Origin of the sequence: Umezawaea sp. Da 62-37 (genome assembly GCF_032460545.1) — a bacterium.
In the GTDB taxonomy this organism is placed as follows: Bacteria; Actinomycetota; Actinomycetes; order Mycobacteriales; family Pseudonocardiaceae; genus Umezawaea.
In genome coordinates this window covers 9,985,097-9,999,550 of sequence record NZ_CP135965.1, presented here as the reverse complement: position 1 = coordinate 9,999,550, position 14,454 = coordinate 9,985,097, and the positions used below count along the sequence as shown (strand labels likewise).

The following is a 14,454-nucleotide window of genomic DNA, read 5'->3' as shown; positions in this document are numbered from 1 at the left end:
TGGTGACGACTCGGAGAGAGCCGAAGAGGCCTCCAGCCGTCACGCCCACGTCATCGTGATCGGCAGCGGGCTCGCGGGCCTCGCCGCCGCGGTCCGGTTCCGCAAGGAGGGATGGGACGACTTCCTGGTGCTCGAGCGCGGTCACCACGTCGGCGGCACCTGGCGGGACAACACCTATCCGGGTGCGGCGTGCGACGTGCCCTCGCACCTCTACTCGTACTCCTTCGCGCTGAACCCGAACTGGACCCGGTCGTTCTCCGTGCAGTCGGAGATCCAGGACTACATCATCGACGTGGCGCGGCGGTACAAGGTGTACGGGAAGCACGTCTTCGGGTGCGAGGTCCTGAGCGCGCGCTGGATCGACGGCTCCGCCCGGTGGGAACTCGAGACGTCGAGGGGCAGGTTCACCGCCGACGTCCTGGTGGGCGCGTTCGGAGCGCTCTGCGAGCCGTCACTGCCCGACATCCGCGGCATCGACTCGTTCGAGGGCCACGTGTTCCACTCCTCCCGATGGGACGGCGGGGTCGACCTGACCGACAAGAGGGTCGCGGTCATCGGCACCGGTGCGTCCGGTATCCAGATCGTTCCCGCCATCGCGGGAAAAGTCGCCGAACTCGACGTGTACCAGCGCACGGCGGCGTGGATCCTCCCTCGTCTGGACCGTCGCTACTCCACTCCCGAACGGTTGGCGCACCAGTACTTCCCGCACTACCAGCGACTGCTGCGCGGCGCCATCTACTGGGCGCACGAGGCGCAGGCCATCGGTCTGGCCAAGTACCCGCGGCTGATGAAGCCGGTCGAACTCCTGGCCCGGATGAAACTGCGGCGGGAAGTCCCCGACCCGGCACTCCGCCGACGGCTGACGCCCGACTACGGGATCGGCTGCAAGCGGATCCTGATCTCCAACAACTACTACCCCGCCTTCCTCCGCGACGACGTCAGCCTGATCACGTCGGGCATCTCCGAGATCCGGGAGAACTCCATCGTCACGGCGGACGGCGAGGTGCGCGAAACCGACGCCATCGTTCTGGCCACGGGGTTCCACGTCACCGATTCGCCGACCTACCGCCGGATCCACGGGAAGGACGGACGAAGCCTCGGCGAGGTGTTCGACGACGTCGGGCGGCAGTGCTACAAGGGCACCGCGATCGCGAACTTCCCGAACATGTTCCTCCTGGTCGGACCCAACACCGGGCTGGGGCACAACTCGATGATCTACATGATCGAGTCGCAGGTGAACTACGTGGTCGACGCCATCGCGACCATGGAACGCGGGCGCATCCGTTCGGTGGAGGTGCGCGAGCAGGCGCAGGAGGGTTTCCGGAAGGTGCTCCAGCGCAAGCTGTCGCGAAGCGTCTGGAACACCGGCGGCTGCTCCAGCTGGTACCTCGACAAGCATGGCGCCAACACCACGATGTGGCCTGACTTCTCGTTCGAATTCCGCCGGATCACGAGAAGGTTCGACGAGGACGCCTACCACATCTCGACCGAGGAGCCATCATGACCAAGAAGCCGGGCGACGACAGTTTCGCGGGAAAGGTCGTCGTCATCACCGGCGCGGGATCCGGCATCGGCCGCGCCCTGGCCGTGAACCTCGCCGGACGTGGCGCCAAGCTCGCGATCTCCGACATCAACGGCGCCGACGTCGAGGCGACCGCCCTGCGGTGCGAGGCGATGGGCGTCGAGGTCAAGGTCGACCGGCTCGACATCACCGAGCGGGAGGACGTCGCCTCGTACGCCGGCGGTGTGCGCGCCCACTTCGGCACGGTGAACCAGATCTACAACAACGCGGGCATCACGTACTACGGCACCGTCGAACGCGAGTTGTTCAAGGACATGGAACGCGTCCTCGACGTCAACTTCTGGGGCGCGGTCAACATCACGAAGGCTTTTCTGCCACACCTGATCGACTCCGGTGACGGGCATGTAGTCACCATCTCCAGCCTCTTCGGCCTGATCACCTTCCCCGGCCAGAGCGCCTACAACGCGTCCAAGTTCGCCATCCGCGGGTTCACCGAGGCCCTGCGCCAGGAAATGCTGGTCGCCAAGCACCCGGTGCGCGTGACCTGCGTCCATCCGGGGGGCATCAAGACCGGGGTCGCGCGCAACGCGACAGTGGTGGACGGACTGGACCCGGTGTCGTTCGCGAACACGTTCGACAAGCGCCTGGCGTTGCACACCCCGGAGATGGCCGCGGAGACCATCACCGAGGGCGTCCGCAGACATCGCGCCAGGGTCGTCGTGGGCGCGGAGGCCAAGGCGCTCGACTGGCTGGTCCGGATCGCCCCCGTGGGCTCCCAGAGGTTCGGCGCGTGGTTCTCCCGGTTCTTCGCGGTCGCCCCTCGCCCAGAGACGACGTGATCGGCGATGCCCACACCGAGGATCCCGCTGCCGATCGCACGCGCGCTGCTGCACCCCTGTTACCGCGTGATGCTGCACCACCGGATGCCGTGGTCCGCGCAACGCGCCCTGCTGAACACCGCCGCGCGAATCCAACCGCTACCGGGGGGCACCTCGATCCGCGTCGTCCCGCTCGGTGATCGCCTCGCCGAGCGGATCACCGTCGGGCCCACCTCCGCGCACGGGGCGGTGCTCTACCTCCACGGGGGCGGGTACACCGTGGGTTCGCTGGCGACGCACCGGTCCCTGGCCGCGCACCTCGCCCGCGAGACCCACCGTCCCGTGTACCTCCTGGACTACCGCCTCGCACCCGAACATCCCTATCCGGCCGCGCTGCACGACGCGGTCTCCGCGTTCGACGCGGTGACCGACGTCGCGGGCTGCCCGCCGGGTTCGATCGCCATGGCCGGTGATTCGGCGGGCGGCGGTATCGCGCTGGCCGCGGCGCAACGGCTGGCGGCACGTGGGAACGGAACACCTTCGGCGCTGGCCCTGATGTCGCCGTGGACGAATCCCACCCTGCGCGCCGCGCGACCCCGCGACCTCGTGGTCAACCGTTCCTGGGGTTTCGCCTGCGCCGCGGCCTACCTCGGCGACGGCGACCCCACCGATCCCCGGTACGCCCCTCTCCTGGGGACGATGACCGGACTACCCCCGACCTACGTCTTCACCAGCACCCGTGAGCTGCTCTACGAGCAGTGCGTCGAACTCGCCGCGTCCTTGCGACGCGCGGGAGTCCGGACCAAGTACGTCGAGAGCCCCACCCTGTGGCACGCCGCCCAGATCCAGGCGGGAATGGTCAAGGAGGCCGCCGAGTCGCTGCGCGACGTGGGCGCCTTCCTGAAGTCGCACTGGTCGGATCGCGCCGAACCGCGGAGGTAGGTGGCACGGGCTCGTCGACGCGCGGGATCGGGAGGCGGCCGAGGCCGCTGTCCCGAAGCCCCGCCGCGGGCGCGAAGCGAGGCGGGCAGGTCGGCAAGCGGGTGGGCATGGGCGGGGTCGGGCAGGACGCGACCACCTGCCGCACCTCGGCGGAGCCCGGCCACAGCCGCGCGGCGACCGGACGGCCCGTGCGACAAACCCGGTTTTACCTGAACTATTCCGGGTGGAATGTAATCGCGCCACGGTGGACCAGGGGGCACGAAGGAAACTTGTCCGACTTCGGGAACCCGACATCCACGCAGAGGACACTTCGGCAATACTGGAATTTATTCTCGGTCCGGGCTTCGGAACTCCGGATGACGGCTCGTGCCAGGTGTGCTTTACTGACAGAAGGGTTCTCAACTTAGCCTACCGACTGGGGGTTGGCAAGTGGATGGAGTAAAAAGGCGTATAATTCGACCGGCGGAGCAAATGGTCGGATCGAGCAGCCGGGCCGATTCTGCTCCATCATCGATCAGCGACGTCCTCTACCTCATCGCCGCTCATCATGTGGACATCTTCAATCACGACACCGCGCAAAATCTCAACACCGCGCACATCTGCTTCATCCGGGGGGACCTGCGGGCCGCCCTGAGGGCGATCGACACCGTCCTCGGCGATCTCGACATCTCGCAAGCCGCATACGCGGACATGCTGGCATTTCGCCTGCTCATCGTATCCCTGATAGATCAGGACTCAGCACCTCGGGTGACCGGTCCCGCTGACGGGGCCCATGCCAGGCCCGGCGCGTTGAGAGTGGTTTCCCTCTGCGTCGAATCGAACAAACTGTGGTACTCGGGGAGCCTTTTCAAGGGACTTTCGACGAACCAGTCGGCGATTCAGCACTCCCGCGACGCGAGCCCGGTGTGGCGAATGTACGCGGATTTCCTACTCGTGAAGAAGCTCTCCGACATCCACGTATCCCACCAAGCGTCCACAGTGATCTCAGGAATGCACGACCTGATCGAAAACGCTGGTCTCCATGCTTTCGAGTCACTGCTGGATGCTTTGCGCTCAGTTCTCCACCTGCAATCCGGCCAATTCGAAAGAGCAATAGTTTCCGCGACGGCGGCGATTCGCATCGCCGAACAGCGCGCGACCAAAGTCGGCGTCAAACTCGCCCTTTCGGTATCCGCGACGGCCCATCTCGGCCTTGGCGACCGCGACAAAGCGGCCGCGTCTCTCACGCTATTCCACGCGGAACCCACTTACTACATCATGCCGGACTCGGTCGCGCGCGCCGCGTTCGTCGAACTCGCCCTGGTCGCCTCCCGCGAAGGACCGCGGGCGGCAGCCGATCGGATCCGGGCGAAATGGCACCTCCTCGGCACCGGCTCGGCGTGCTGCATCGAGGACATCACGAGGCCAGCCTGGCTGGTCGGCATCGCGCGGCGCGCGGGGGACACCGCGCTGGCCGAGCGATGCCTGAAGGCGATCGAGCGGCTGGCGAGCAACAACCACGAGGTCTCCCTGCTGGAGACGGCCGCGGAACACGCGCGGGCGACGTTCGCGGGCGAGCAGCCGGGGCCGTCGTCGATCCTGGACTGCCGCCCTCCGGCGATGTCGATCGACCGAGCCCTGCCGGAACCGGACGTCACCGGTTCGGCGTCCGGCAGATCAGCGCGGTTGTCGACGCTGAGCAGGCGGGAGGGTGAGATCGCGCGACTCGTGAGCAGCGGGCTCACCAACCAGCAGGTCGCGAACCAGCTCGGTCTCTCACCGCACACGGTCAACTTCCACCTGCGCAGCATCTTCCGGAAGCTCTCGATATCGACCAGGGTCAAGCTCAACCGGATCATCGCCCAGAGCGACCGGCAGCAGGATTCCCCGGTCAGCTCGGAGCAACAACGGTGACGGCGTCCAGCAGCACTCGAGCCGTCCGGACCGGGTCGAGCAGGTCGAGACGCCGGAGATCGGCCAGGACGTCCGGCGACCCGCCGTTGGCGAGGAACTTCTCCCCCACGATCGAAGGGTGATCCCGGCGCGTCGCCGCACCCGCCGATCCGATCGGCGCGTCGCACACCTCGGTGACGACGGTGCCGTCCGCCAACTCGATGTCGACCCTGGCGCCGATCGCCATCGTCGCGTTCTCGAAGGTGTCCTCCGACGCTCCCAGACCGGCCAGCAGGCGCGGCGCGTCGTCTCCGCTCCACGCCACGAAGTCGGGCCACTGCAACGCCCGTTCCCCGGCTTGGCGCAACGATTCACCCAGCGGGGAAGTGGCCTGCACCATCCGTTCCGAGAGCTGCCAGTCGTGTTCGACGTCGACCTTCGCCGCCAGGGACCAGCGGGCGTCATCGGTCAGGGCCGGGGCGGCCAGGTCCTCCGCCCCGAACGTTCCTGTCAGCAACAGCGTCGCGACGCCGTACCCGACCGACAGGGTGGCGGCGGAGACACCCGTTCGACCGCCGTCCAGGAACGGCGCGACCTTCTGCTGCATCTGCCAGGTCAGCAACGACCCGTGGACGACGACACGCCGGATCCGGGACACGTCGAGGGCGTCGAGCCGCCGGTGGAACCGCTCGGCGCAGTCGAAGGCCGCGTGGAGGTAGGCACTACCGGGGAAGCGCTTGTAGGTCAACGTGTCGGTGTGCCATCGACGGCCGAGGCCCTCGATCACCGCCTCGGGGATCGGCACTGCCGACAGGTGCGCCAACAACCCCTCCCGGTCCTCCAGGACGGTGTCGGATCCGGCCAACCCGTGCGCCGCGGCGTCGCACGCGTCGAGCGCCATCCGGATCGGCACCGCGGCGGTGAAAGCCTTGACGTCACTGGTCACGACGCCGTGGTGGAACGGCACGGGCAGGATCCCGAGCGCCAGGCCCAGTCCTGCCGTCCACTCCTCCAGTGACGCGCCTCGCGCGTGCAGCCGGGCCGCGGCGGCGCTCGCCAAGTGGCAATGCGTGTTCGTCTGGCCGCGGAAGAAGGGGCTGAGGATGGTCGCCGCCGTGATCCGTGCCGCGCACTCGTTGGCGGCGACGATCGTGGCCAGCAGCGACTTCCCGTCGAGCCCGCTCGGTTCGACCTCCGTGATCGCGACGTTCACGGCGCCCGCCGACACGTGTCCCGAGTAGGCGACCTCGTCGAAGTCGAGTGCTGTCGCCAACGCCGAGAGCACGTAGGCGGACTGCTTCGGATCGGCCTGGATGGGTGGGCCGAACGCGGCGACCACCCTCTGCCCGACCGGATGGCGCAGCGACGCGCGAACGGCCGCGAGGTTCGAGATGAGCTGGCTTCGCGCCGACGCCAGGGTGTTCGGGGGGATGCCCTCGTAGGTCACCGTGCGGGCCCACGCGGCGAGCCTGGTGGTCAGGCTCGCGGACGGCCCGGCCGGGCGGTCGGACGAGGAGCCGGTGGGTGCGGTGATCGTCATCGTCGGATTCCCTTGTGCGCAGGAGCCTCGACCACGTTCAGGTCGCCGTGCTCATGATGTCGGGTCGCCCGTCCAGTGCCTGGTACGTGCGGTCGTGCCAGAGAAGCGGGCGGCCGTGGCCGACCCGCACGGCCGTCAGCCGTCCGAACAGCACGAAGTGGTCGCCGACCTCGGTGAGGGAGTGGAGATCACACCACCCGACCGCCATCGCCCCGGCGATCACCGGGGCTCCGCGGATCAGCCGGACCTCGTACCCCAGGTCCGCGAATCGCGAGTTGTCGCTCGGCGACCGGCTGAACCTGTCCGCCAGGTCCGGTTGGTCGTCGGCCAGCAGGTGGACGGCGAAGCGCTTGGCGTGCCGGATGGCGGCCAGCGTCCGCGACCCGCTGGAGACGCAGCACAGGATGACGGGAGGATCCATCGACACGCTCGTCACGGTGCTCACGGTCGTGCCCGACCACCCCGACGCGCCGCACGCGGTCACGACGGCGACGCCCGCCACCAGCTTGCGGTAGTAGTCGCGGCACGGCACGTCGCCCGGCGACGTCTCGGTCGGCCAGAACGGGCTGGCACCCCTCATGAGAACCACGGCAGCGGCTCGCCGGTGGTCAGCACGGTCAACGCGGCCGGGACGACGTGGATGTCGTAGGACGGCATCACCTCGGGCATGACCTCCCCGTCGTGCTCGAACAACATGGGCTGCCCGTCGAGGCGCTCGATGGAGATCCGCGACCCTCGACCGGTCCGGATCCCCGGAACGTCGTAGACGTCGCCGGAGACGGCGGCCTTGGCGAAGGCGCCCATGTCCACCGCGGCGGTGACCAGCGTGATGTCGAGCAGGTGGTCGTCGAGGATCGACCTCGGCACCAGGTTCAGCAACCCTCCGCGATACCGGAACCCGCCCACGATCGTCTCGACGATGCCGCCCTCGTAGACCGCCTCGCCGTCGATGGACACCCGGCCCTGGTACGGCACGTACGCCTCCATGGCCGCCAGCGCCGCCGCCATGAGCAGCTCGCGCCCCTTCTCCGGCCGGTTCCTGATGGCCACCAGGCTCGCGGCGAACAACCCGCTGCCGGAGCCCAGCACCACGACGTGGTCGTTCTGCTCGATCCTGGCCAGGTCGATCTTCCGGGTGACCGCGCCTCCCCGCAGCGCGCGGTCGGCGACCGCGTCCCACGGTTCGTCGTTCCACAGGCCCCGGTAGGTGGAGTTGCCCGTGCCCGCCGGCGCGATCAGCAGGGGCGGCACGGCGGCGACCCCCGACTCGCGGGCGCGGTGCAGGCCGGTGGCGACCTCGCAGACCGTGCCGTCGCCTCCCACCGCGGTGATGATGTCCGGGGGCGACCCGCCCCCGGCCAGCTTGTACGCGATGTCCGCCGCGTCGCCTGCGGCCGTGGTCCTGATGACCTCCACCGAGGCGGTGCCCACCGCCTCCATCGCAGCCACCGCTCGATCGGCGTCACCGCCTGCCGCCGGGTTGACGACAGCGGCGACGCGCAGACGTGGTTCCATGGTCGGACCTCTCCTGGAGCTGGGGTTGCCGCGGTACTAGGAGCCGAGCCTGCGCACGACGCGGACGCGTGCGCCTTGTTTCGGGATCATGGTGATGTTGCGCATCTCGGAGCCCTCGTCGTCGAGGTCGACGGCCTCGATGTGCACGGAACGCAGCACCTCGGTCATCACGGCCTCGACCTCCACCTGGGCGAACATCGCACCGATGCAGCGGCGCACACCGCCGCCGAACGGAAGCCAGGCGTGCAGCGGCGGGTTGGGCTCGAGCCACCTCTCCGGGCGGAACTCCTTCGCGTCGGCGCCCCAGAACCGCGGATCGGACTGCACGGCGCCGATGGACGGCAGCACGGCGACCCCGGCCGGAAGCCGGTAGCCCGCGAGCTCGATCGGCTCGGTGAGGCGCCGCGCGACGTTGTGGATCACCGGCCGGACGCGCAGCGCTTCCTTGAAAACCGCTGTCCGGTAGGGATCCTTGGGCTCGTGGAGGTTCCTCCGCACCCGCGCCAGCACCTCGGGGTGGCGCAGCAGCCGTTCGAAGACCCAGGAGATCGCCACCGCGGTCGTCTCGTGCCCCGCCATCAGCAGCGCCATCAACTCGTCGCGGACGATCTCGTCCTCGGGCTCGCCGTCCAGCATGATGGACAGGGCGTCCGTGCGGCTGGAGCGGTTGGGGTCCTGCCTGCGCCTGGCGATCTCGGCGTAGATCAGCTCGTCGGCGCGGTCGAGGTTGCGCACGACGTTGCGCCAGGGCCAGACCGACCCGAGCTGGGGGCGGATCCACACCAGGATGTCGGAGAGGCCGATGTCGGACACCCGGCGCAGGACGCGGCCCAGCTCGGCCGCGCGGTGCTTGTCCTCGACACCGAGCACGGCGCGCACGATGATGTCGAGGGTGAGCGCGTAGGACCTGTCCAGCAGTCGGAAGGGCTTGCCGACCGGCCAGCTCCGCACCTCGTTCTCGGTGATCTCCCGCACCACCGACGACAACGCGGCGATCCGCTCGTGCTGGAACGGCGGCATCATGCGCTTGCGCGCCGGTTTGTGGTCGGGGGCGTCGAGGGTCAACACCGAGTTGCGGCCGACGATCGGCACCAGCAACGAGTTCCCCTCGCCCGCGTGGAAGATCTCCGGGGCACCTTTGAAGACTTCCTTGATGTGGTCCGGATTCCGCAGGATGACGAACGGGCCGCCCGGCACGACCCGCAGCGTGACGACGTCCCCGAACCGCTCGTGCATCTCGGGCAGGTAGTGCTGACGGCCGAGCCGGAAGCGGATCGTCTGGGCCAGCACGGACTCCGACGGCCCCGGTGGCATGCTGTCCAGCGGTCCGTCGATCGACACCTTGCTGATCGACGCCGACGACATCAGCCGCTGGTTCGCGCTCGCGTGGTCGCTTCGGACGACCTTCATGGTCTGCTCCTCGTCCGTCATGCGTGGATGCCCTGCCCGGTCCACCGGTCGTTCCGGGAGCGACCCGCTCCACCCGACCGGTCGGACGCCGCCGTGAGGTGCGCCAGGTAGCGGTCGAGCACGCGCTCCACGAGACGGCCGCGAGGCACCCAGGGAGCCTTCGACCGGACCCAGGGCAGGGCGAACGACAGGTGGTCCGCCCCCTCGTCCACGATCCAGCGGGCCAGGTGGGCGCCGTGGTAGATCGAGGCCGCGAGCCCGTGGCCGTTGCACCCTCCCGCGTAGTACAACCGCGGGTCGTCCGGGTGGCGTCCGACGATCGGCAGTCCGTCGCGGGTCATCCCGACAGGCCCTGCCCAGGTCGACTCGATGTCCACCTCGGACAGCGCCGGGGACAGCCTCCGCACCGCCGAGCGGAGCTTCTCCGGTGCGGGGGCCACCGAACCGAACGGGCCGCGCAGGACCGCTCCCCCACCGACCACGATCCGACCGTCGGAGGTGAGCCGGAAGTACGGCGACAGCTCGCCGTGTTCGATCAACGGCTCCGCGCGCAGCCCGTCCAGCGCCTCGATCGCCTCGGGCGACAGCTTCTCGGTCACCCCTGCCTGCACGCGCAGGCCGACCACACCCGCGGGCGCCTTCAGGTCCGCGCCGAACGCGTTCACCGCCACGACGACGTGGTCCGCGACGAGCGCGCCGTCGTCGGTGGACACGGTGGTCAGCAATCCCCGCCTGATACCGCGCACGACGCTGCGTTCGAAGATCGTCACCCCGCGCTGCTCGCCGAGTCGGGCGAGTTGATCGGTGAGCGCGGCCGGGTCCAGGGTGGCGGCGGGCGCGTACCGCAGGCCGCTGGTGTAGTGACGCGCGACAGCGGGCAACGAGCCCGCTGGGACCAGCGCGATGGGAAGCCCCAGGATCCTGGCGGCGTCGGCTTCCCGCTGCTGCGCCTCGGCGCCCTCCTCGTCGGAGGCGACGACCAGTTGACCGCCGGGGGTCAGGTCGCACGAGATCCGGTGGCGCTCCACGAGATCGAGGACGTGTCGTACCGCGTCGACCGACCAGAGGTAGGAGGCACGCGCGACATCGTCGCCGTAGCGCCGGCGGGCGACCGCCACCCGCGGCCCGATCCTCGGACCGAGGAGCCCGGTCCCCCTGCCGCTCGCGCCCGCCGCGACGTGGTCCGCCTCGACCACGGCGATCCGGAGGTCCGGGTCGAGCCCGACCAGCTCCAGTGCTGTGGACAGACCGGTCAGGCCCGCGCCGACGATCGCGACATCACAGCGGTGGACGCCGTGCAGACGACTGCGGGAACCCGTGTAGCCGTAACCCGCCCAGGGAACTCCCGACCCGGCCATCATCGGCTCCGCAGCACTCGGGTGAGATCGATCCGCCGCGTCCCGGTGATGCTGCGGGCGATCGCGCGGGCGTCGACCGCCATGTCCGGCAGCTGCCCTGGCGGGAGCCGGTAACCCTGGAAGTACAGCCCCGGCGCGTGCGGGGCGACGTCGCCGCCGAACACGACAGGGCGTCCGCCCGGCTGGGACAGGACACCGAGGTGCCCGAGCAGCCCTTCCATGTCGGGCCGCTGCCCCGTGGCGGAGATGACGACATCCGGTTTGATGTTCGTCTGCCCGTCGAGCAGGACGGCCTTCTTGTCGAACCCCTGGACACCGCGGACGATCTCGACCGCTCCCTCCCGGACCGCGGGGATCAGGCCGCGGTCGATGGAGCCGTACGAGTGCCCGCTCCTGGCGGTGCCCGCCATCGTGCCCTCGGTCGGGGTCGCGAGGCCGTACTGCGTCAGGTCGCCCCACTGCATCTTGTGCATCGTCAGGCTGATCCGGTTGACCAGCCAGTGCGGCATCGGCCCGTGCTTGATGGCCTGGCTCAGCAGCGAGGTGATCGGGCTGAGCTTGAACAGCACCGGTGTGTGGCGCACCGACAGGCGCACACGGGAAGCGCCTGCCCTCGCCACCTCGATGGCGATGTCGATCCCGGTCGGTCCGACGCCGACGACCAGGACGTCCTTGCCTACGAAGGGGTCGGGCACCGTGTACGAACGGGCGTGGACGAACTCGCCCTCGAACTCGTCGAGACCGGGCCAGTCCGGCACGAAGGGCTTGCGGTGCAGGCCGGTCGCGACGACGACGTCCTTCGCGCGCAGGTCACCGATCGACGTCCGCACCACCCACCGGTCACCGTCGCGGTCGACCCGGTGGACCTCGGTGCCGTGGCGGATGTCGGCGTCGAGCACCTCGATGTACTTCTTCATGTAGTTGATGAAGTCGTTCCGCATCGGCCACGGACCGTATTCCGCCGACAGCCGCATGCCGGGCATCGAGCTCAGCCGTCGCCACGAGTTCATCCGCAGCGACGGGTAGTACGTGTACCAACTGGAGCAGGCCACGTTCTCCCGGTCGAGGACCAGGGGGTTCAGGCCTGCCTCCTTCAGCGTCCAGGCAACCGCGAGACCGCCCGGCCCCGCACCGATGACGATCGGGCGTTCACCACTTCCGGACATGGCATTCCTCACTGGTTCCACCCGTCACTTCGGTTCGGACGACAGAAGGTCGGCGCTGTCCCGCATGACGGTCCGCCTGTCGAACTCGACGAACGCGGGAAGCGCCACCGGCTCGAACGGCACCCTGAAGGGCTTCAGGAAGTTGCCGAAGATCGCGCGGTCACCGCACAGGTGGATCGGCACCGCGAGCAGGGCCCACTCGAACCCCGCGACCGCGACCCACACGGCCACGACGGCGGCCTGCGTCACGAAGCTGTGCATCGTGTTGTAGAGCACGTAGTAGACCTTCGGGATGCCGCCGTTCCTGGCCCGTCGGTACGCGATCGCCCCTGGGATGTAGCCGATCACGTCGATGTAGACGAACAGCGCCACCGCCTGCACCCAGCGCACTTCACCGATGTGCAGGAGGAACAGCACCGAGCACACCACCAGCGCGACCGCGTACTCCGCGCGGAGCAGCAGATACGTCGTCCTACTCTCGAAGCGGTTCACATGATCCATCGAACTCTCCCGGATTTACGCGGACAGTGCTTTGCCGAGCTCGCGCCTGCTTTCGAGGCGGGCGGCCACGACCGCCGCGATCGCCGGGTCCCCGACGACGGTGGCCTCGCCGAGCAACTGGTGCACGATGAGGGCGATGCCTTCCTTGAGCACCTTGGCCGCGATCGGCTCCAGCACCCCGGACAGGCTGGGGATCCCGAAGTCGAAGGTCGTCTCGAAGGTCACCTCGCAGCCGCCCGCGACGGAGTGCACCTGCCAGGACCCCCGGAAGACCTCGAAATCGCCGGTGGTCTGCTCGAAGACGATGCGGCGGAGGTTGGGCTGGAAGTAATCCACCTCCGACCAGCGCAGCGGACCGCTGCGGAAGAAGATCTCCCAGTCGCTCACGAGCGGTTCGCCGTCGTCGTTGCCGTGCACGACGACCGAACGGACTTCCTCCACGAATTCCGGGTACCGCTCGAACGCGGAGATCCGCTTGAACGCCACGTCGGCGTCGACGGCGAAGGACCTCAGCTTCAGTTCCAGGCTACGCATTCGCAAGCACCTCGTACTCCGGGTTCCGTTCGGCGACCAACTTGACCGCCCGCTCGAATCGATCCACAAGAAACTCCACATCGGACTCCGTCATCACCGCGGGCGGCGTGAACCGGACGACGTGGTCGGAGTTGAGCGACAGGTTCGCGACGACGTTGTTGCCGACGAGCGCGAGGAACAGGTCCGCCGCGATCGAGGGATCGGCGAACTCGACCCCGATGAGCAGGCCCACCCCGCGCACCTCGCACTGGTGGTGCGGGAGGTGCACGGCCTTGATCCGCTCGAACTCGGGTACCAGCCGGGCACCGAGCTCGGCGGCCCGGTCGACCAGGCCGTCGTCCCGGATGGCCCTGATCGCACCGCACACGGCCGCCATGGCGATCGGCGCCGCCGAGAAGGTCGAGGTGTGCAGGATCGGGTCGCGGTCGAGCACCGAGAAGACCTCCTGGGTGGCGATGGTCGCGGCCACCGGGATGACACCACCGCCGAGGGCCTTGCCGGAGAGCAGGATGTCGGGGCGGACGCCTTCGGCTTCGACTCCCCACCACGCGCCGAGCCTGCCGAGACCCGTCTGCACCTCGTCGACGACGAGCAGGGCGCCGTACTCCGAGCACACCGCCCGCACGGCGCTGAGGTAGCCGGGCGGGGGGATGATCACCCCGGCCTCGCCCTGGACCGGCTCGACGATCACGCAGGCCTCGCCCGGATGCAGTTCGAGCACCGCGGTGAGCGCGACGACATCCCCGTACGGAACGTGGGAGACATCCGGCAGCAGCGGCCTGAACGGGTCCTGGAAAACGTTCTTCGCGGTCAACGACAGCGCGCCCATGGTCTTGCCGTGGTAGCCGCCGAACATCGACACGAGGTGACGTCGTCCGTTGAGACGGGCGAGCTTGATCGCCGCTTCGACCGCTTCCGCCCCGGAGCAGGAGAAGTGCACCTTGTCCAGGCCTGGAGGAGTCACCGACGTCAGGAGTTCGCCTGCCCGCGCGGCGGCCGGGTCGAGGAACATCCTCGTGCCGATCGGGTGCGTGTGGAGCTGCCGGTCCACCTCGCGCACGACAGCGGGATGGCGGGCGCCGGTGATGAAGACCCCGTACCCCCCGGCGTTGAGGAACTTCTCGCCCTCGCTGGTGGTGATCCACGCGCCGGACGACTCCACTTCCAGATGTCCGCCGAGCACGTCGGCCAGACGCGCGCGGCCCGAACTCATGGTGCGCCGGTACAGTTCCGACACCCGCAGGCGGTCGATCACGGCATCGTCATTCATCGACTG

General features: G+C 68.9%; 13 protein-coding genes. 4 read left to right on the top strand and 9 right to left on the bottom strand.

The features are described from left to right. Nucleotides 1-55 precede the first annotated feature (55 nt). The 4 genes from RM788_RS45290 (at nt 56) to RM788_RS45275 (ending at nt 5,175) form a co-directional block, all read left to right on the top strand. On the top strand, nt 56-1,504 hold the full coding sequence (locus tag RM788_RS45290) for a flavin-containing monooxygenase (protein WP_315926878.1): 1,449 nt from the start codon (nt 56-58) through the stop codon (nt 1,502-1,504). Further along, on the top strand, nt 1,501-2,361 hold the full coding sequence (locus RM788_RS45285; RefSeq protein WP_315926877.1) for an SDR family NAD(P)-dependent oxidoreductase: 861 nt from the start codon (nt 1,501-1,503) through the stop codon (nt 2,359-2,361). Before RM788_RS45290 ends, RM788_RS45285 begins: the two co-directional genes overlap by 4 nt. A gap of 6 nt (nt 2,362-2,367) precedes the next feature. After that, on the top strand, nt 2,368-3,282 hold the full coding sequence (locus RM788_RS45280) for an alpha/beta hydrolase fold domain-containing protein (RefSeq protein ID WP_315926876.1): 915 nt from the start codon (nt 2,368-2,370) through the stop codon (nt 3,280-3,282). 471 nt (nt 3,283-3,753) lie between these two features. Beyond that, nucleotides 3,754-5,175 carry a helix-turn-helix transcriptional regulator gene (locus RM788_RS45275; RefSeq protein ID WP_315926875.1) on the top strand — a complete coding sequence of 474 codons (1,422 nt, stop codon included), beginning with the start codon at nt 3,754-3,756 and terminating at the stop codon, nt 5,173-5,175. Here the strand turns inward: RM788_RS45275 and RM788_RS45270 are convergent. Genes RM788_RS45270 through RM788_RS45230 form a run of 9 tightly spaced genes read right to left on the bottom strand, consistent with a single transcriptional unit; the run spans nt 5,153 to nt 14,448 of the window. Beyond that, the gene (locus RM788_RS45270; protein WP_315926874.1) at nt 5,153-6,694 is read right to left on the bottom strand and encodes an MmgE/PrpD family protein; all 1,542 of its coding nucleotides are present in this window, start codon (nt 6,692-6,694) and stop codon (nt 5,153-5,155) included. The two genes, RM788_RS45275 and RM788_RS45270, sit on opposite strands and share 23 nt — an antisense overlap. A gap of 37 nt (nt 6,695-6,731) precedes the next feature. Continuing rightward, the gene (locus RM788_RS45265) at nt 6,732-7,274 is read right to left on the bottom strand and encodes a flavin reductase family protein (RefSeq protein WP_315926873.1); all 543 of its coding nucleotides are present in this window, start codon (nt 7,272-7,274) and stop codon (nt 6,732-6,734) included. Further along, complete coding sequence (locus tag RM788_RS45260) at nt 7,271-8,209, bottom strand: diacylglycerol/lipid kinase family protein (RefSeq protein WP_315926872.1); 939 nt, start codon at nt 8,207-8,209, stop codon at nt 7,271-7,273. The genes RM788_RS45265 and RM788_RS45260 overlap by 4 nt, the downstream gene beginning before the upstream one ends. Nucleotides 8,210-8,245: 36 nt before the next feature. Continuing rightward, entirely contained in the window at nt 8,246-9,619 is a 1,374-nt protein-coding gene (locus RM788_RS45255; protein WP_315926870.1) for a cytochrome P450, read from the bottom strand. A gap of 17 nt (nt 9,620-9,636) precedes the next feature. Further along, nucleotides 9,637-10,977, bottom strand: a complete 1,341-nt coding sequence (locus tag RM788_RS45250; RefSeq protein ID WP_315926869.1) for an NAD(P)/FAD-dependent oxidoreductase — start codon at nt 10,975-10,977, stop codon at nt 9,637-9,639. Further along, nucleotides 10,977-12,143, bottom strand: a complete 1,167-nt coding sequence (locus RM788_RS45245) for a flavin-containing monooxygenase (protein ID WP_315926867.1) — start codon at nt 12,141-12,143, stop codon at nt 10,977-10,979. The genes RM788_RS45250 and RM788_RS45245 overlap by 1 nt, the downstream gene beginning before the upstream one ends. 24 nt (nt 12,144-12,167) lie before the next feature. After that, nucleotides 12,168-12,644, bottom strand: a complete 477-nt coding sequence (locus RM788_RS45240) for a hypothetical protein (protein WP_315926865.1) — start codon at nt 12,642-12,644, stop codon at nt 12,168-12,170. Nucleotides 12,645-12,659: 15 nt separating this feature from the next. Continuing rightward, nucleotides 12,660-13,178 carry a type II toxin-antitoxin system RatA family toxin gene (locus RM788_RS45235; RefSeq protein ID WP_315926862.1) on the bottom strand — a complete coding sequence of 173 codons (519 nt, stop codon included), beginning with the start codon at nt 13,176-13,178 and terminating at the stop codon, nt 12,660-12,662. Next, on the bottom strand, nt 13,171-14,448 hold the full coding sequence (locus RM788_RS45230; protein WP_315926861.1) for an aspartate aminotransferase family protein: 1,278 nt from the start codon (nt 14,446-14,448) through the stop codon (nt 13,171-13,173). The genes RM788_RS45235 and RM788_RS45230 overlap by 8 nt, the downstream gene beginning before the upstream one ends. Nucleotides 14,449-14,454: the final 6 nt, after the last annotated feature.